The following is an 18,409-nucleotide window of genomic DNA, read 5'->3' on the forward strand; positions in this document are numbered from 1 at the left end:
AATAACTGTTTGATTGACTTTATTCTCTAATGCTAATTCTGCATAAGCTTTCTTTAAAGCTGCTAATTCTTTTCTAAGTAGCTCAATTTCTCTTACTTCATCTTTTGTTTCCACGCGTACAACTTTGTTTAATAGGTGATTCTTTCCATATTTTTCGAGCCAATTCTGAATTGTAGAGCCGCCTTTTATATCATATTTACGACGACAATCTTCTATACTCAATCCATTTTTCTCGATCTCTTCAACGATACTTAGCTTAAAGCAATCACTGTACCGAACTAATGCTTTCTGCTTCTTTGTCATGCCTTTTATACTTGTTTTAAGATTTATACTTGTCAATCTATTTCAGGACATGACACTAATCACTAACAACTAATCACTAACAACTAACAACTAATCGCTAACAACTAAAATAAAAGGGTTTCCCTAATTACTTAAGGAAACTCCTTCTACTTTATATATAATTAAAATATGGAGAGACTATTATACAAGAGAAACTCTCTTGAATCCTGTGATTTCTACATTATATCCCTTTACATAGTCAGCTACTTTCTTACTTTCATCTTTGATGTAGTATTGGTCAAGTAGTGCTTTTTCTAGGTCAAGGGTAGTATTGTCGTCAATGAAGCGTTGTACTTTTCCAGGAAGGATACGATCCCATATTTTTTCTGGTTTACCTTCTGCTTTGAGTTCTTCTTTGGCTTCTTCTTCGGCTTGTTTAAGCACTTCTGGAGTAAGCTGAAGGGCAGAGATGTACTTAGGTACATGTTTTTCAGTTTTTCCAAGGCGACGAAGCTCTTCGTTTTCTTTTACGATAGCAGCAATACGTGCTTCTGTTTCGCTAGCTACGAAAGCAGGATCAAAATCCTTGCTTGAGAGTACGATAGCCCCCATGGAAGCCACCTGCATACATATGTTGCGAGCTACCTCATGAGCCTTATCGATAGCTGCAGAAAGCGAAACTAAGGCAGCAATCTTATTACCTGCGTGGATATAGAGATCCACATAGTTACCCTCTAAGGTTTCAAACTGGCCAATCTCGATCTTCTCACCGATTACCCCTGTTTGTTCTGTTAGTTTATCAGCTACAGTAAGACCTTGGAAAGGAGCTGCAAGGAAAGATTCCTTGTCATTATAGTTAAGCGCCAATTCAGCCAATTCATTGGCCAAGGCTACGAAAGATTCATTTTTGGCTACGAAGTCAGTTTCGCAGTTAAGAGAGATGATAGCACCTTTGGTATGTGCTGCATTTACTTTAGCGATAGCAGCTCCTTCAGAAGAATCTCTGTCGGCACGTTTTTCAGCTACTTTTTGTCCTTTTTTACGAAGTATTTCGATGGCTTTATCAAAATCCCCTTCAGCTTCTACTAAGGCATTTTTGCAGTCCATCATACCAGCACCTGTAGCTTGTCTAAGTTTGTTTACCTCAGCGGCAGTAATTTTTGACATATTCTCGTATATTTTTTTAAAAAAGTGATTATTTAAAGCTATAAATAATCACTTTATGAATTAATAATTTTAGTTTTCAGTATTTTTTTCCTCTGCTTTTTCTACTTTTTTGTCTTCGAGACCTTCTTTGATAGCTTCCACTACATAAGTAAGGATTCTCTCTATAGAGCGAGACGCATCGTCATTGGCAGGGATTACGTAATCTACCTCACGAGGGTCAGAGTTAGTATCCACCATAGCGAAGATAGGAATGTTTAATTTTTGAGCTTCTTTGACAGCGATGTGTTCTCTGAGAGTATCTACTACAAAAAGTGCAGCAGGTAGGCGAGTCATATCCGCAATAGAGCCTAAGTTCTTTTCGAGTTTTTCTCTAAGACGGGTGATGTGTAGTTTTTCTTTTTTAGAAAGGGTATCGTAAGTACCATCTTTTTTCATTTTGTCAATAGATGACATTTTCTTCACAGCCTTACGGATGGTAACAAAGTTGGTAAGCATACCACCAGGCCATCTTTCAGTGATGTAAGGCATAGCCACTGAAGTAGCTTTTTCAGCTACGATATCCTTAGCTTGTTTCTTAGTAGCTACGAAGAGGATTTTACGGCCAGAAGCAGCGATTTTCTTAAGTGCTTCGTTGGCTTCTTCTATCTTAGCAGCCGTTTTGTATAGGTTAATCACGTGGATACCGTTTCTTTCCATATAGATATATGGCGCCATATTAGGGTTCCACTTTCTGGTAAGGTGTCCGAAATGCACCCCAGCTTCTAATAGGTCTTTTACTTCTATTGAATTTGCCATTTTTTTAATAGTTTACGTTCCGTATTAAGAGTTAGCAATACATGGTGATTATTTGTCCCATAGTATTTGGATGCTAAACTAACTTCCTCAAGAGGGGAATACGGCAATAAATAAATGATTTTAGATAAAATATTAACGTTTTGAGAATTGGAATCTCTTACGAGCTTTCTTCTGACCGAATTTCTTTCTTTCTACCATACGAGGGTCGCGGGTAAGAAGGCCTTCAGGCTTAAGCACTGCGCGGTTTTCCACGTCCAATTCGCATAGCGCGCGAGAGATGGCAAGGCGGATGGCTTCGGCTTGTCCTGTGATACCACCACCATATACATTTACTTTCACATCGTAAGTATCCTCGATGCCAAGCAAAGCAAAAGGTTGTTTTACCTTATACTGAAGGGTAGGGGTATTGAAATAATCAGTCAAATTTCTCTTGTTAACGGTGATCACACCACTTCCCTCTTTCAAATAGATACGAGCGACAGCGGTTTTTCTACGTCCAATCTTGTGAATTACTTCCATTATTTAAGGTCATTTAGGTTAATAGAAACAGGCTTTTGAGACTCATGGTTATGAGTAGCCCCTGCATATACTTTAAGGTTACGGAAAAGAGCAGCACCTAATTTGTTTTTAGGGAGCATACCTTTTACTGCTTTTTCAATGATTCGTTCAGGGAACTTAGAGAGTACCTGTTTGAAAGATTGAATACGTTGTCCGCCAGGGTATCCAGTATAGCGAAGATACTCCTTAGTGTCGGTTTTTAGTCCGCTAAGTTCTATTTTCTCAGCGTTGATAACAATTACATTATCCCCACAGTCGGCATGGGGGGTGTAACTTGGCTTGTACTTACCTCTGAGGAGTTTGGCAACCTTGGAGGCAAGACGTCCTAATTTCTGGCCCTCAGCATCTACCACAACCCACTGTTTTTCAGCAGCTTGCTTATTTACTGAGCGTGTTTTGTAACTTAATGTGTCCACACTTAAATTATTTTAATTAAACATTCCTAATTGTGTTAGTACCCTGATTTATTGGTATTTCTAACAGCGTGCAAAGGTACAACAATTTATCAAATCTGCAAATTTATTTTTTTTATTTTTTTTTCGAAATGGAATACATCATAATATGTTGCCTCAGCAGTATTAATAAACCAAATTCCTCCTTTGATTATTAAGATATTGACAAGAGGCTATTTTACCATAAGTATAATAGTTTTTCTAGAATTATTTGATAGAACAAATATATAGGGCCTTATAAGCAGGAGTATAAGTATCAAAGTTCAATATTTTTTCATATGATGTTGCTTATACACTGAAACAACAAGGGAAAAGATATGCCTATAGCCTCAAAGAAGAGAGAGAATAAGAAGGTACAATTATGATATTACCTTCTTTAAGTAAGGTATAGTAGACATATTGTTGAGTACTACACTACTTGAAAACAACAACTTGTATATAAAAACACAATAGGGGTATAAGTGTAAACAATAGGGGTATTTATTTGATCAACAAATAAGTACCTTTGCACAGAATTTCACAAACAAATAAGATATGTCTATCAATTCAATAGCCCCTTTATATAAAAGAATGTCTATTCTTAGCTTTCTATTATTATGGTCTTACTCTATGTTTGCACAACTGCAACCTATTGAAATAAAAATTATTGATGCAGAAAATGGGAATAGTATAGAATTTGCCACTATACAATGGAAAAATTTAAATGCTCCAGCATATACAAATGGTACGACTACAGATAATAAGGGTATTGCAAGACTAAGTGCACCAAGCAATCAAAAACTTATGCTTATGGTAAGTTTTGTAGGATACCAAACAATTATTGATACAATTATTACAAATCGGAAGTATTATACCTTAAAACTATTCCCTGAACCAATAGATTTGGCGGATGTAGTTATAGTTGGAAAAACAAGAGCACAAGTTCTTAGAGAGTCACCAGAGGCTGTTTCTGTGATAGATGCAAAAGAGCTTCAAGGCAGATCTATTTCGTTAGAAACCGTTTTAAATAAAACAATAGGTTTAAAAGTTGGACAGACTGGCGGTTTAGGAAGCAGTTCGAGAATTATTGTTCATGGATTGGAAGGCAACCGTATTCAAATTCTATGGGACGGAATACCTATGAGTAATTCTGACGGAGCTTTTTCTCTTGATGAAATTCCGATAGACATTATAGAAAGAATAGAAGTTTATAAGAGTATCATTCCCGCTCGTTTTGGATGTGATGGATTGGGAGGTGCCATTAATATCGTTACAAAAGAGTTTAGTACAGACTATTTAGATGCCTCGTATGAGTTTGGTTCTTACCAAACACACAAAGGAAGTGTCTTCTCTCGTAAAAATTTTCCAAAGAGTGGCATTTTAATCGGAATGGGAGGTTATTATACTACCGCAAAAAATGATTATTCTTTCAGAGTTCCTGAAAGAGAAAATCTATTGGTAAAACGCGACCATGACCGTTTCCAATCATATATGCTTAAGGGGAAAATTGCTTTTACGAAACTTTGGTTTGATGAGATTAGTACTGAGTTTGGCTACTACAATCGTTTCAATGAAATCCAAGGTATCTTAAAAAACATACAACATGCCGAAAACCAATCAGGTATGTTTATGTTAGAAAACAAACTGATAAAAAGTGGAATATTAAACGATCGCCTTAACCTAGAATCTCATCTTTCTCTCTCACATATGACAAATAATTTTGTAGATATAGCACAAGTTAATTACGATTTCGAAGGAAACATATATCCAAGCCCGAACGGAATGGGAGAAACGGGAGAGGTTCCTCATAATTCAAATGACAAAAGCTTGGAAATCAATGAACGTATCAATTTCGATTATAAATTATCAGCCAATCAAAGTTTGAACCTGAACACACTTATCAACTATGCCCAAAGACAACCAAATGATGAGATTGCGAGTCAACATGCTGGTTTTGTCATCGGAGGATTTCCTAGCAAAAAGACCAGTGTTATCTCTGGATTAACTTGGGATACGAAACTTTTTGACAGAAAACTGACAAATATGTTCTCAGCAAAGTATTTCCATCTCCATTCCCAAATAGAGGATCTGACTTCATACGAGATGATAGAAGCCCCCAAAAAAAAGAACAATACAACATCGCAAATTGGCTGGATAGAAGCAATGAAGTACGAAGCGTTCAGAGGCTTTCACCTGAAGGTATCTTACCAACGGGCTATACGCCTACCTAATTCGCAAGAGTTATTCGGCGATGGTATCATCACCTTTCCTGCTGCCGGACTGAAACCTGAGAAAAGCCACAATTTCAATCTAGGCTTCCTGATAGATAAAAACGATATATTCGGACTGTCACGATTACAATTTGAAGTAAACGGCTTTTATATGCAAGTAAGCGATATGATAAAACTGATGAAACAACATATGGCAGCCGGATATGTGAATGCAGAAAAGGTACATATCAAAGGGATAGAGACCGAATTGAAACTGGATATAACACCGACGGTCTATGCTTACGGAAACCTGACTTATCAGGATTTGCGAGATGTTTTGAACTATTTACCTGGCACCCAAGCTCCAAATCCAACAAAAGGATTAAGACTACCAAACATTCCCTATCTGTTCGCTAACTTTGGAGCAGAGTATCACAGAGACCAATTATTCAAGAATTGGCATATTAAGGCTTTTTGGGATGGAAAATTCACCGAGGAGTTCTTCTACTTTTGGGAACTCACAGAGTTGCAGAAACGACGTATTCCTCGTAGTTTCGTCAATGACATAGGTTTATTATTGACTTACAAAAACAAATATTCTGTAGCTTTGGAATGTCATAATATGATGAATAAAGAAGTTTGGGATCAGTTTCGCCAGCCATTGGCAGGACGGACATTCCATCTTAAATTTAGATATGTTTTCTCAAAAGAGATTTTTTAATTTAATAAATAATGAATACACCTATTTTCAATCGCATAGCCTTTTCTGCTATGCTGGTCGGCTCCATAGGGCTGGCATCTTGTACCAAAAATGACGAACCTACGACTACCCCTCAAGAGGAGCAACAGCATTTCGCCTTTGTACATCATGTGGATAGAAGTGCTTACGTAGGGACATTTAGTGATTTGACTCCTCAAACTACCGACAACAAAAAGTCGTTTGAATTCGGTTTTGGTTGCTATCTCTTTGCTAAGGGAAATACAGTGCTTGTACCCGAAGGAAAATTTGGAGATAAGATACATAAGTTTACAAGGGGTACCCATGGAGAACTGATAAAAGCAGGTACAATGACTTTTGAACAGATGGCTCAACCTGGAGAAATCAATTTTGTTGACGAACAACGAGCATATGTAGCTTTGCATGGACGTGGAAAAATTGCATTAATCAATACCACCACTTTGCAAAAGGAAGATGAAATTGACCTCTCGGCTTATGCAATTCAAGACAACAACCCTGATCCTGGTTGTAATGTCATTCGTGATGGAAAGATGTATGTTGCCCTCAATCAACTTAATTCTCTCATCACCTCTGTACCTGGAACTGGAGCAGAGGTAGCTATCATTGATCTCAAGACCAAAAAATCAGAAGTTATCAAGGACAATCGCACAAGTATTGTCGGATTGTTTCGCCATTCTGACGCATTCATAGACGAGCGAGGCGACATCTACTTTTACAGTGCAGGCGACAACTTCAACGTTGCTGATAAGGAAGGTTTCCTACGTATCCGCAAGGGAAGTGACAAGTGGGATACCGATTATCTGTTCAACCTATCGAAAACAACCATAAAGGGAATAGAAAAAACCGGACAGTATATGATAAAGTCTTTCTACGCAGGTAATGGTATTGTGTATAGTTGCGTGAAAGTAACAGATACAGAATTTGGAATACTGAAGAAAGATTTCCAGCCCGTAAAAATCGACATTTGGAACAAAACTATCGAAAAACTCGATTTGCCAATGACAGATAGTAATGGTTCTTTTGCTATAACTCGTTACAAGGACTTTATCGTCTTCGGAATGACATGTAACAATGGTACAGGTTATTACACCTACAATACTAAAACAGGTGAATGTTCACAATCTCCCATTGTTACTTCCATAGGAATTCCTTCAAGTTTAGTCTCTTTTGAGTAAACTCCTATCAAAAAACTTCCTTTACGAAGTTTTAATTCTTTTTTAAAGAGTAATACGGATAAAAATTTGTTACAATTCAACTTTTTATCCGTATTTATTTATAATTTTGCAAGAAGATATTAATAATAATGACTATAGAATTTTGTGCCATCAACAAACCTGAAGATTGGATGGAAATGGTTGCTGAGCAATTTGACACATCAGTAATAAACGATAAATTTACCATTCCTCCTTCTATTGGTAGTGGTTTTTTCAAACAGTATTATCCTCTATCATGGCTAACGCTAACTTATATCCGTTTCGTGACATATGAACCGATAACTATGATACGTCGCTCAGTAGAAAATTCGAAATGGATTCCTATCATGTTTTATATCAACGAGCATAAACACGAGCAGATAATAGGAACGAGTACAAAAACAGTCGGAATAGATACACTCGATGGCATCTTCATGCCCTCAAGCAACATCCCAACTGAGTGGAGTTTTCCATCGAAAAAACAATATGAAAATATTACACTGACTTTCAATAAGGAATGGATTGAAAAGATTGATACTGCAAATGAAACTTATATCGGACGGCTTCTCCAATCTGACAAGGCTTTTTATTTGTTTGAGACTATTACACCTGCAATGCAGCAAGTCTTGGATAATATTAAGTCTATCATTGAAATAGAAAATCTTTTTTCAACGCTTCACTTGCATGAGAAATCTATGGAATTACTGACTATGTTTCTTGAAAAGCTCGAAAAACGTTCGGAAGTAAAGTCTCTTACCAACCTAAACCTAAATGATGTTGAATCAGTATTCCGTGTTCGTCGTCAGATTCTTCAAAGTCTCAGTAATGTACCGAGTATTTCCAAATTGGCGCATGAAGCCAATATGAGCAGTTCCAAATTACAGAAATGTTTCAAGCAGGTTATCGGAAAAGCCATCGCTGAATATGCCCTATCTGAAAAAATGGAATGGGCAAAACGACTGCTTTCTACCCACCTCTACTCGGTATCAGAAGTAGGTTATAAAGTCGGATATGCCAATCTCAGCCACTTCACGGAAGCTTTCTGCAAATATCACAAGATAAGACCTAAGCAATATCTTGACTCTTTGTAAGTTTTACTAAAATGCAATAAAAATTAACAAATATCAATTTTAAATTTACTATCAACTAAACTTAGAAAAAAGATATTATATATCAAATAATATAGAGTGATGTCTTTTTGTTTACAAGAAATGAAGTCGTTTAAACTTTTTCTATAAAAAATAAGAGTTCCAAAAAATTAGTAATTTTGTATTTGAAAAAAAGAATTAACTGTCACACATACCCTACTCGCACGAACTTTGTTTTACACCTAACTCATACTATTTTTTTATTGATTATAGCTCCTCTCCTTCATGTAAAACTCACCTTTTTTAAGTAGGCTTCATCAAAGAAGCTAATGTCCTATATCTCAACGTGATGAGGAAAAATCCCCAAAGTACTTGAAGGAGAGTATGTGATATGCTTTATCCTGATTCTTGTATATCAAATTCCTCTATCTTTCTATTAATTATCTTGAAAGAATAGGATATTGAAGATTCTACGCTAATTGGTTCTTCACCTTTTCCAAATTGGATAGTATAAGAATAATTAATAACCAGTCGAAAAGTCTTGTTAGGATAAGCCTCTACATAAATAATATTTTTATAATCAGAGGTCTTATATTTTTGCATCTCTCTATGGATCATTTTATGATGATATTCTTTTTTAGTTATATCATAAGAGATGATGCTATCCTTCAAATCTAATCGATTAATGTCATATAGGTATCTGTCTAACATCTTAGGAGTTATATTTACAATATCCTTCTTTTTATACATAGGATAATGAATAGCAGATACTAAATCTATCTTTTTAAACAAGTCCTCTTGTAGCAATTCATCTTCAAGTAATAGAAAGTCTTTTAAAAGAGGTAAAGAATCATTAACTTTTATTCTTTCATTCTCAGTAACAAAAGTATTCTTAGTAAAATTAGATTTTACCTTTTTACTCTCTTCACAAGAAAATAATAAAATACTTATCAAGATTAAAAAAACGCTCATTATTCCTTATATCTATGTTTATAATCTATTGTGTATTTTTGTGGAAAATAGGTAAAGTGCTGTCCTTTCTAAAGGAATATCAGTGAGTTCTTCCTCATCAGGAAGTGGTGCATAGTGGCGATGCAGGTTCTCCCCACTGCTGATAACCGCTTCCCAATCCCGCCCTAAAGTATCGGATGAAAATCATTCGTTAATTCTATGTTAGGTAAGTATCATATATTTAAAATTCCATCAACGATTCTATACCCAGTTGCATTATTCTCTTTTAATTCTTCAACAATCTTTTCACTAAAAAAAATAGCTTCATCTATAGAAATTATATCATATTCTATTTTGTTCCTTAGATACAAATCTATTTTTGTTGTATCTCCATATTCAGAGTCAAAATTCTCATAATCTTCATAATTTGAAAAAGAGAATACATCTCTATCTTGATAATAAAATGTACTTTTTTGAAAATCAAGAACTTTGGAACTCCATACAGGAAAACCTATTAAGAAATATTTTTCATCAAAAGTATCAATTTTTACAGGAATTTTATTGTGAATAGGTAATTTATATGCAGATATAATATCTACAACCTTTTCGCTTATTAAGAAGTCAATTCCTAATTCATAAGGAGCGTAATACATAAAATCTAATTTCTTAATACTTTTAGTCATAGGGAAATAGATGACATTTGGACAATTTTTTAGATCAAATTGTTGGAATGTTTCTATACGAACCCTTTTTATATCGTTACTGTTGCTATCAAAAAAGCTGTTGAAATATTCTTTATGTTCATCTTTTTCAAATGAGTTTTTCTTTATTTCAACTGCAAAACTCCCATTTCTTCTTCCTGTTATTTTAGGATCTAAGTTAATATCTATATTATAAAACTTCATAATGTATACTTTTACTATTAATGTTTATTCTTTTTCTTATGTTTCCCTTCTTTAAAATAATCATTTAAATTCATATCTGAATTTAGGGCATCATCTATATGCTTTCTTAATTCATCTTGTAATTTTTTGATTTCTGTAATATTAAAATTTCCTTTCTTTTTAAGTTTTTTTAGACGCTTTCTCACATAATCATTATATTGAGGATGATTACCATGAAAAGGTCTGTCTAAATCTCTTAAGTTTGTTTTATCTTTTGCTTTTGTAGATCTGTTTTGTATATACCCATCTTTTCTAATTTTTTTAAAATCAGAACGAAACTCTTTATAAATTTCATTAGGAATTATATGATGGATATCCAACCCCCAAACATCCACCTCAGTATTACAATCAAAGGTATACCCATAGAAATTAGGATTATTCCCTGCTAATCCAATCGGGTCTTGGCTAATATAAGTACCGCTTTCAGGTGAGTAATAACGGAAACGGTTATAAGCTAACCCAATCTCCTCATCGTAGTATTGTCCTTGATATAAGAAAGGAATAAACGAACTGTCCCCAGTAATAGCATTCCCGTAAAGGTCTAATTCTCGTGCCCATACCTTTTCCCCATTTTCATCATACGCCCCTTATTGATAAAAAACTCACTTTTAGAATAAAATTCTTTTTAAAACTATCTAATTCTGTTTTAAATTCATCTAAAATACCATTACTATTATCTACTTTTCCTTTATAATTTAAATATAAACTCATTGAAGCTCCATATACAGTATTCAAAAAAATATTGAGAGGGACTTCTATTTTCTTATCTAAAATAATCATATCTTTATAAATTTCTAAATGAAATTCAAAAGAAGAATCTAACGCTGTAAACGTAATATTCTTTTGATTTTTAGAAATGCTATCTCTCAGACTATACAGAAAATTAGTCAGTGTAGGGAAAAGCATAAAATTTTGATAGGGGGCCTTGTCCCTTTTGCTTGTTATAATAAATTCCGATTGCTGAATAGTTATATCTCCTAATTCAAATTCAGAAATTTTTTCATCGTATGTTGATGTAATATCAAATTTAATAGTCATATAATATTTTTAGTGATTTCCATTTCCTCTAGCAGGGAATATTATAATTATTTTCTTTTCAATGGTGTCAACATAAACTCTGACAAGCTCTTTCTTATTTCCTTTTATTTTGATTTTCATTTCAAAAGATTGCATTTTCTTAGTTATATCCTTAGTTATTCTTTTACCTTTTTTTACAATTTTATTTGCAGCTTTTTCCAAATGATCTCTTGTTGTACCTCTCGTAAATAAATCACCTTCACCTCTAGAGTGCCCTCCACTGACATGTCTTAGATCAATATGCACCCACCCTCCGTTCGAATCCCCTTGTTGAATTACATATTTAAATGTTCTATCTCCAATCGTTAACCCCCAAACATCCACCTCTGTATTACAATCAAAAGTATACCCATAGAAATTAGGGTTATTCCCAACTAGCCTTATCGGGTCTTGGCTAATATAAGTACCGTTTTCAGGTGAGTAATAACGGAAACGGTTATAAGCTAACCCAATCTCCTCATCATAATACTGTCCTTGGTATAAGAAAGGAATAAACGAACTGTCCCCAGTAATAGCATTCCCATAAAGATCTAATTCTCGTTCCCACACCTTTTCTCCATTTTCATCATACGCCTCATAAGGTGTTCCTAAGTGGTCGGTGAGGATGCTATACGATTTATCACCTACGAGTTTAGCCGCAGGCACAAAGGAGTTCTCATCAAACACCCAAGTGATAAGATTTTCTGTTATAGGATCTTCCTTGTCGTAAACCAACAAGTTGTCCTTATCTCTACTGAGATTTGGTCGCTCACTTAGGTCATACTCCCACTCGTGAAGTGGTACATTCCCGTCCCATAGAAAACGCTTGATGCGCTTGCTACTGAGATTTATCTTTGCCGTGCGCCTGCCGAGGGCATCATACTCAAAGGCAAAATGTACCCTGTCGTTATTGGCGACACTCTTTTAAACTTCTATATTAGTATTCCAAGAATAGGACCACAGCTACCTAATTATATCCTTCAGGTAAAGGAAAAATATTTTCTCCTTCTGGATAGTTTTCTATATTATTACTTAGCCAAAGCTCAAAATACCTATAATTATCAAAAAAAGCATTAATATAACCTTTTTTGACCAAAGACAAATATTCATCAGTTTTTACTTTAACTATTCCCTCATTTACACTCATAATTTTTGACTCTTTTATAAAACGTAACTTATTATGTGGCATAAAAATAGCTAAATCTGGCCATTTTATATTTTCTTTTTGTAAATCAACATACCCTACCAATGTCCATATTTTTTTATTGATTGCTGTTTCTTTGCCAAATTTATAAATTTTTAATCCTTTTATCAAAAGTTCTTGTATATTATTAGTTTGTATTTCTGAGGAATAATCAAAAATACCAAAACCACATTCTCTTATTAAACAAAGGTATGCATACTTATTATTGGGCATTTTTATTTCATATATGTTGCCATATTTTTTTCTCTTTGACATAATATTATCTTTTTGTACTTATTAGTGAAGTTTTTCTAAATCTGGATTTTCTGCATAAAAGGCATCCATATATCTATTTCCTTTTTTTGCATTCCCATTTTTATCTATACCAAAATTTCTATCTGCTATTCCATTAATTTGATCTGCTGCTGTTCCAGCTTTTTTCTCTACTTGTATATAATAGTGTTCGCCACCTCTCATAGCATTATAGTTGTCAGTTACAAAAACAGGAGTTAAGCTTCCTATATCTTTTCTGTGATGGTTTGATTTACGTTTTTTTAATGCTCTTGAAATATCTTCTGTAGAATCTTTACTCCCTATACCTTTTGTTCTTCCCGTATATATTTCTCCTGTTGGTACACCATTTGCATCTAAAACAGGAGCTTGATACACAACATACACATTTTCTAACCCCCACGGATCAATCCACCCATTACAATCGAATACATACCCATAAAACGCCAGTCCCCCCGCCAACCTTATCGGGTCTTGGCTAATATACGTACCTGAATCAGGTGAGTAATAACGGAAACGGTTATAAGCTAACCCAATCTCCTCATCGTAGTATTGTCCTTGATATAAGAAAGGAATAAACGAGCTATCACCAGCAATAGCATTCCCATAAAGATCTAATTCTCGTGCCCACACCTTTTCCCCATTCTCATCATACGCCTCATACGGCGTTCCTAAATGGTCGGTGAGGATGCTATACGATTTATCACCTACAAGTTTAGCCGCAGGCACAAAGGAGTTCTCATCAAATACCCAAGTGATAAGGTTATCAGTTACAGGCTCTTCCTTGTCATAAACTAACAAATTGTCCTTATCTCTACTGAGATTAGGTCGCTCGCTTAGGTCATACTCCCATTCGTGAAGTGGTACATTTCCGTCCCACAGAAAACGCTTGATGCGCTTGCTACTGAGGTTTATCTTTGCTGTGCTTACTCACATACTGCCGCTGTGCCAGCTCGCAGGACTATCAACTGCATTATACTCCAAGGCAAAATGAACTTCAATTTTATAAATTTATATCCATCTTCCTATATTCATATTTTCAATAAAAAAGGATAATTGCCCTTGTGTTATTCTACCTTCATCATAGAAAGATTTCATAATATCTCCATATTTTTGTACATCATCAGCACATCCTATTTTACTTCCTAATAATTTTACAGCTTCTTTATAAACTGAATTTGAAGAAGTCTTATCAGCAAGTATTTCTATTATAATTTGCACAATTTTATCCATTAATTCTTCATATTTTTTCATACCTTCCTCTGCTTCTTCTCTTGTTTCATAAGATACTTCATCTAATATTGAGAAAGTACATTGTATTTTTTCTAACTGATCAAAATAATTATTCATATCAAGTATATTTTAATGATCTTTATTTACTATTGTATAATGCCTCTTTAGGAATTTCACCATCAATTAGAACTTCTATATCTTTAGTAGCATAGTAATAAGCTTTACCTTTTAATCTTTTACCTGTTTGAGGGTCAATACCATTTGATATATCTATAACTTTTTCAGGATCAATCTTATCTGTGTCTATTGCTATAATAAGCGAATGATTATAAAATTCAGCTCTTTTTATATCTTTAGAAGTAGATATATATTGAGTATTTAAATTTCCATCGTCAACATGTTCTTGAATACTATAATTAGCATTAATATCTTTAGGTTGAATATTTGTGCCATTCTTTACAGCTTCTTTTTGTTTGGGATGGATACCACGATACACAATAACTAACCCCCAAACATCCACCTCAGTATTACAATCAAAGGTATACCCATAGAAATTAGGATTATTTCCTGCCAACCCAATCGGATCTTGGCTAATATAAGTACCTGAATCAGGTGAGTAATAACGGAAACGATTGTAATACAACCCTATTTTAATATCTTCATACTGCCCTTGGTAGCGGAATGGTATAAATCCTTTCTCACCCTCAAGGGTATGTATATTGCCATAGAGGTCATACTCAGCACTCCACACCTTTTCTCCATTTTCATCATACGCCTCATACGGCGTTCCCAAGTGGTCAGTGAGGATGCTATATGATTTATCCCCTACAAGTTTAGCCGCAGGCACAAAGGAGTTCTCATCAAACACCCAAGTGATAAGATTTTCTGTTATAGGCTCTTCGTTGTCGTAAACCAACAAGTTGTCCTTATCTCTACTGAGATTAGGTCGCTCACTTAGGTCATAGATGATATATTATTTTAGCAAAAAGCAATGTCAGCTGTACCTATCTCTACAATGTTATAATTACCATCTTCTACTTTAATTTTAATGCCGCAACCATGTTCAATATCAAACTCTGTCCTAAATCCTAATCCGAATAATTCACATTCATTTTGTTCAAACAGAATGAAAATTTTTAATAGTTTTATCTCATCATATTCTATATTTATATGATAAATATTTTCACCCCATTCCTTAACAGCATCCATACATTTATTGTACCATTTTGAAAAGTTATCTATAAAATCAGCTATTTTTTTGCAATAACTATCACTTAATTTCTCTTCTGAAGCGTCCAAATCATCAGATAAGATTAGTCTAATTTTCTTATTTATTTTCCTAATAAAAATTTCTTTTGAAAGATCTTTATCAAACTTAATTTTTGTCTCTCTCATTTTTCTAATGGTATTTTTCATTCAATTCTTTTGCTTTATCTTTAGCAGCTTTAGTATCAACTCCAATTTCAAATTGTTTAACAGCTCCTTCATGAGGTAATTTTGCTTTGTGTTCTGAGGTATAAACTAATTGCATTATACATGAATTTGTTTTTTCATCATATCCTACATGATGCCATACGACATCTCCATAATTATCTTTATGAGCTTTAATTGTAGGCTTTCCTCTTTTTCCATTAATCTCTGCTGCTTTATTTGCCTCTTTATAATCAAGTTCTCTATCTCCTTGCATTTTGATAATTACTTGTTTTATAGGGTTAGAAAAATAAACGGTATCATAAAGTCCCGAAACATCCACCTCGATATTACTATCAAAGGTATACCCATAGAAATTAGGATTATTCCCCCCGCTGGCGCGAGCTTGTAGCTCGTGCCCAATTCAAAATTCACAATTCAAAATTCACAATTCATAATTCCCCTCGCACTATTTAAAGCACTCTATAGGCTTAAAAAACGCTTATCTCTATGGTGTATAAAGGGAAATAGTAGGGCAGTTCTTTTGTATTGTGTTGATTAGTAGGTTATTGTAATTTTAACAACACATCTGGAACATTACCCACTCTCCCCACTCATTGTAGGTGTGTTGCAGCTTTGCACCCAAACTACTTTCCATCGCTGTGCGATTGCCATAAGCATTGTACTGATGGGTGATGCGATGCCCATTCTGAGTTTCTGCTACAATACGCCCTAGCACATCGTATTCCCAAAGCGTCTGGCTGGTAGGGTTTTCCCTTGGGTTATTATTATCTTTAGGTGCTTTAATAGAGAACTTAATTTACCCTATAAAAACTAAGATATATGTTCCTCTAACCATTCAACACCATAATCTAAGAAATCCTTAACATACGGATTAGTACAAGAATTTACTAAAGATTTATACTCCTCAATAGAAACCTTTTTTTCACGTACCTCAATAGATTCTATAAGACTTGATATTACTTCCTCATTCCCATAAAACTTTTCTGTAGGTAGAATTGACAATAAAAAGTATCCGTCCTCTAATGATATAGGTCGTTCAATAGATTCTAATAGTTCCTCATATTTACGCGCTAAATTAATGATCTCTTGTGTATCATTATATAAATCTTCATTAGGCATTTTCCCCAGTTCCTTCAGTTTTTTTAAAATATTACTATCCATAAAATTAAAAATTAATGTAATCTTTTTGCCTTTGTATTAATATCATCCAAATCAGCGTCTAATTCAGTCCTTAAACGATTTTGAAGTTCAGATATCTCTTTTCTTGCTAAATCCTTATCTCCATGAATGTTATATCTTAAATTAATATCTCTAACCTCAAATCCGACTTGAAGACTATAATCAGCATGAGAACCTCCATGATAATATTTTTTATTGTTGGCTGTTGGCTGTTGCCATTTTCTCATTATCCCATATCATTAATCCATTCTCTTTTTTATCTCTACCATCTCCTAATCCTATGTCATTAAAAAATTTAGTATTATCAGTATCATTCCAAACCTCTTCTGGAATTAAATGTTGAGCTTGTTTGTTATCTCCATAGGATGCCTCTAAGTTTCTCCGTAGTGCTGCAGAACTTAACCCCCACGGGTCAATCCACCCATTACAATCCATCACATACCCATAAAACGCGAGCCCACCCGCTAACCTTATCGGGTCTTGGCTAATATAAGTACCGCTTTCAGGTGAGTAATAACGGAAACGGTTGTAAGCTAACCCAATCTCCTCATCGTAGTATTGTCCTTGATATAAGAAAGGAATAAACGAGCTATCCCCAGCAATAGCATTTCCATAAAGATCTAATTCTCGTGCCACACCTTCTGCCCATTTTCATCATACGCCTCATACGGCGTCCCTAAGTGGTCGGTGAGGATGCTATACGATTTATCACCTACAAGTTTAGCCGCAGGCACAAAGGAGTTCTCATCAAACACCCAAGTGATAAGATTTTCTGTTATAGGCTCTTCCTTGTCGTAAACCAACAAATTGTCCTTATCTCTGCTGAGATTAGGTCGCTCGCTTAGGTCATACTCCCACTCGTGGAGTGGTACATTTCCGTCCCACAGAAAACGCTTGATGCGTTTGCTACTGAGGTTTATCTTTGCCGTGCGCCTACCGAGGGCATCATACTCAAAGGCAAAATGTACCCTGTCGTTGTTGGCGACACTCTTTAAACTTCCATTAGCATTCCACGAGTAAAACCACCGCAAGGTTGCAGGTTTCTCGTCTTCTTCGACTATCAGACTAAAACGCTTGAGCTGTTGCTTCTTTGATATTTTCTCTATTAGTTGCCCTTCAAGGTCGTAAACGTACTTCCAATCAGGACACTCTAAAAGTCGGCCGCCCTCACTATACGTATACCCTTTGCGGTCAGGGGTTCTATATAAGTTCCCGACGGCATCAGGAACTTTATAAATCGTCTCTGTTTGGTTATAGGTGGCAGAGGCAAGATTTCCCACTAATCTTTTGCACTTAAAGGATATTTTTTTAAATTCATTAAATATTTATCCTTTAGTTCTGATACTTTTTCAAAAGGAATTTTATATAAAGAGCAAGGAAATGAAAGTATTTTTTTTAGTTCTATAATCTTACATTGTAATAAATTGCTTACCACCCCTAAAGGATAATAAAAAATATCATAACCATTATCAGCTTGTATGAAAGTCTCATCATAATTTTCTATATCAGTTTTAACTCCAATTTCATCTGTAGAAACTATGTATTCGTTTTGAATGTCTAATTCATATCTTCTCAGTAATTGATTGTTTTTAAAATGTTCAAATAACATTGTAGGTATCCATATATCTATATTAAATTTATATATATATGAATTATTAGATAAAAAAAGTAATTT

The 18,409-nt window shown here is 34.6% G+C and carries 25 protein-coding genes and 1 pseudogene; 3 read left to right on the top strand and 23 right to left on the bottom strand.

Annotated elements, in window-relative coordinates; translation table 11 throughout:
* From HMPREF1154_RS09485 to rplM, 5 genes are all read right to left on the bottom strand, one after another.
* The coding region (locus HMPREF1154_RS09485; RefSeq protein ID WP_034567267.1) for a transposase at nt 1-303 on the bottom strand (303 nt) is incomplete at its 3' end.
* Nucleotides 304-483: 180 nt separating this feature from the next.
* The gene (gene tsf, locus HMPREF1154_RS09490) at nt 484-1,449 is read right to left on the bottom strand and encodes a translation elongation factor Ts (RefSeq protein WP_009642388.1); all 966 of its coding nucleotides are present in this window, start codon (nt 1,447-1,449) and stop codon (nt 484-486) included.
* A 69-nt stretch (nt 1,450-1,518) separates the two neighbouring features.
* On the bottom strand, nt 1,519-2,244 hold the full coding sequence (rpsB, locus tag HMPREF1154_RS09495; protein WP_009642379.1) for a 30S ribosomal protein S2: 726 nt from the start codon (nt 2,242-2,244) through the stop codon (nt 1,519-1,521).
* 132 nt (nt 2,245-2,376) lie between these two features.
* Complete coding sequence (gene rpsI, locus HMPREF1154_RS09500) at nt 2,377-2,763, bottom strand: 30S ribosomal protein S9 (protein ID WP_009642384.1); 387 nt, start codon at nt 2,761-2,763, stop codon at nt 2,377-2,379.
* Entirely contained in the window at nt 2,763-3,218 is a 456-nt protein-coding gene (gene rplM, locus HMPREF1154_RS09505) for a 50S ribosomal protein L13 (RefSeq protein WP_009642381.1), read from the bottom strand. Before rplM ends, rpsI begins: the two co-directional genes overlap by 1 nt.
* 570 nt (nt 3,219-3,788) lie before the next feature.
* Between rplM and HMPREF1154_RS09510 the strand changes: the two genes are divergently transcribed.
* From HMPREF1154_RS09510 to HMPREF1154_RS09520, 3 genes are all read left to right on the top strand, one after another.
* A complete protein-coding gene (locus HMPREF1154_RS09510) occupies nt 3,789-6,164 on the top strand; it encodes a TonB-dependent receptor (protein WP_009642389.1) in 2,376 nt (791 codons plus the stop codon).
* 11 nt (nt 6,165-6,175) lie between these two features.
* The gene (locus HMPREF1154_RS09515; RefSeq protein ID WP_009642385.1) at nt 6,176-7,357 is read left to right on the top strand and encodes a hypothetical protein; all 1,182 of its coding nucleotides are present in this window, start codon (nt 6,176-6,178) and stop codon (nt 7,355-7,357) included.
* Between the two features lie 128 nt (nt 7,358-7,485).
* Nucleotides 7,486-8,466: a helix-turn-helix domain-containing protein gene (locus HMPREF1154_RS09520; RefSeq protein WP_034567268.1), complete on the top strand. Its 981-nt coding sequence runs from the start codon at nt 7,486-7,488 to the stop codon at nt 8,464-8,466.
* Between the two features lie 393 nt (nt 8,467-8,859).
* On the opposite strand, the gene HMPREF1154_RS09525 is transcribed toward HMPREF1154_RS09520, so the two are convergent.
* The 18 genes and pseudogenes from HMPREF1154_RS09525 to HMPREF1154_RS09595 all read right to left on the bottom strand — a co-directional run.
* Nucleotides 8,860-9,435, bottom strand: coding sequence for a hypothetical protein (locus HMPREF1154_RS09525; RefSeq protein ID WP_009642380.1), 576 nt, complete (start codon nt 9,433-9,435; stop codon nt 8,860-8,862).
* Nucleotides 9,436-9,647: 212 nt separating this feature from the next.
* On the bottom strand, nt 9,648-10,319 hold the full coding sequence (locus HMPREF1154_RS09530) for a hypothetical protein (protein WP_009642383.1): 672 nt from the start codon (nt 10,317-10,319) through the stop codon (nt 9,648-9,650).
* A gap of 17 nt (nt 10,320-10,336) precedes the next feature.
* Nucleotides 10,337-10,678 carry an AHH domain-containing protein gene (locus tag HMPREF1154_RS13535; protein ID WP_198004484.1) on the bottom strand — a complete coding sequence of 114 codons (342 nt, stop codon included), beginning with the start codon at nt 10,676-10,678 and terminating at the stop codon, nt 10,337-10,339.
* A gap of 60 nt (nt 10,679-10,738) precedes the next feature.
* Nucleotides 10,739-10,882: pseudogene (locus HMPREF1154_RS13740) on the bottom strand (RHS repeat-associated core domain-containing protein); the annotation flags it as partial.
* Between the two features lie 52 nt (nt 10,883-10,934).
* Complete coding sequence (locus HMPREF1154_RS09540; protein ID WP_009642378.1) at nt 10,935-11,396, bottom strand: hypothetical protein; 462 nt, start codon at nt 11,394-11,396, stop codon at nt 10,935-10,937.
* A 9-nt stretch (nt 11,397-11,405) separates the two neighbouring features.
* Nucleotides 11,406-12,149: an RHS repeat domain-containing protein gene (locus HMPREF1154_RS13830; protein ID WP_304412037.1), complete on the bottom strand. Its 744-nt coding sequence runs from the start codon at nt 12,147-12,149 to the stop codon at nt 11,406-11,408.
* A gap of 232 nt (nt 12,150-12,381) precedes the next feature.
* Nucleotides 12,382-12,873: an Imm26 family immunity protein gene (locus HMPREF1154_RS09550; RefSeq protein WP_009416153.1), complete on the bottom strand. Its 492-nt coding sequence runs from the start codon at nt 12,871-12,873 to the stop codon at nt 12,382-12,384.
* 21 nt (nt 12,874-12,894) lie between these two features.
* Nucleotides 12,895-13,689, bottom strand: coding sequence for an RHS repeat domain-containing protein (locus tag HMPREF1154_RS13840; RefSeq protein ID WP_009642376.1), 795 nt, complete (start codon nt 13,687-13,689; stop codon nt 12,895-12,897).
* Between the two features lie 210 nt (nt 13,690-13,899).
* On the bottom strand, nt 13,900-14,238 hold the full coding sequence (locus HMPREF1154_RS09560) for a hypothetical protein (RefSeq protein ID WP_009642382.1): 339 nt from the start codon (nt 14,236-14,238) through the stop codon (nt 13,900-13,902).
* 22 nt (nt 14,239-14,260) lie between these two features.
* The gene (locus tag HMPREF1154_RS13845; RefSeq protein WP_304412038.1) at nt 14,261-15,037 is read right to left on the bottom strand and encodes an RHS repeat domain-containing protein; all 777 of its coding nucleotides are present in this window, start codon (nt 15,035-15,037) and stop codon (nt 14,261-14,263) included.
* A 62-nt stretch (nt 15,038-15,099) separates the two neighbouring features.
* Entirely contained in the window at nt 15,100-15,537 is a 438-nt protein-coding gene (locus tag HMPREF1154_RS09570; protein ID WP_009416155.1) for a hypothetical protein, read from the bottom strand.
* On the bottom strand, nt 15,521-15,808 hold the full coding sequence (locus HMPREF1154_RS09575; protein ID WP_034567270.1) for an HNH endonuclease: 288 nt from the start codon (nt 15,806-15,808) through the stop codon (nt 15,521-15,523). Before HMPREF1154_RS09575 ends, HMPREF1154_RS09570 begins: the two co-directional genes overlap by 17 nt.
* Nucleotides 15,809-16,108: 300 nt before the next feature.
* Complete coding sequence (locus HMPREF1154_RS13200; RefSeq protein WP_009642392.1) at nt 16,109-16,270, bottom strand: RHS repeat protein; 162 nt, start codon at nt 16,268-16,270, stop codon at nt 16,109-16,111.
* Between the two features lie 95 nt (nt 16,271-16,365).
* Nucleotides 16,366-16,716, bottom strand: coding sequence for a hypothetical protein (locus HMPREF1154_RS09580; protein ID WP_009642387.1), 351 nt, complete (start codon nt 16,714-16,716; stop codon nt 16,366-16,368).
* An 11-nt stretch (nt 16,717-16,727) separates the two neighbouring features.
* A complete protein-coding gene (locus HMPREF1154_RS09585; RefSeq protein ID WP_009642397.1) occupies nt 16,728-16,961 on the bottom strand; it encodes an endonuclease VII in 234 nt (77 codons plus the stop codon).
* Nucleotides 16,927-17,370 (bottom strand): RHS repeat-associated core domain-containing protein, encoded by a 444-nt coding sequence (locus HMPREF1154_RS13860; protein ID WP_304412039.1) that lies wholly within the window; start codon nt 17,368-17,370, stop codon nt 16,927-16,929. Before HMPREF1154_RS13860 ends, HMPREF1154_RS09585 begins: the two co-directional genes overlap by 35 nt.
* Entirely contained in the window at nt 17,355-18,014 is a 660-nt protein-coding gene (locus HMPREF1154_RS13770; protein WP_009642393.1) for a hypothetical protein, read from the bottom strand. The genes HMPREF1154_RS13860 and HMPREF1154_RS13770 overlap by 16 nt, the downstream gene beginning before the upstream one ends.
* On the bottom strand, nt 18,014-18,409 hold a 396-nt coding region (locus HMPREF1154_RS09595; RefSeq protein WP_232211991.1), incomplete at its 5' end, for a hypothetical protein. The genes HMPREF1154_RS09595 and HMPREF1154_RS13770, both read right to left, overlap by 1 nt.

The sequence above is a fragment of the Capnocytophaga sp. CM59 genome, from assembly GCF_000293175.1.
Taxonomy (GTDB): domain Bacteria; phylum Bacteroidota; class Bacteroidia; order Flavobacteriales; family Flavobacteriaceae; genus Capnocytophaga; species Capnocytophaga granulosa.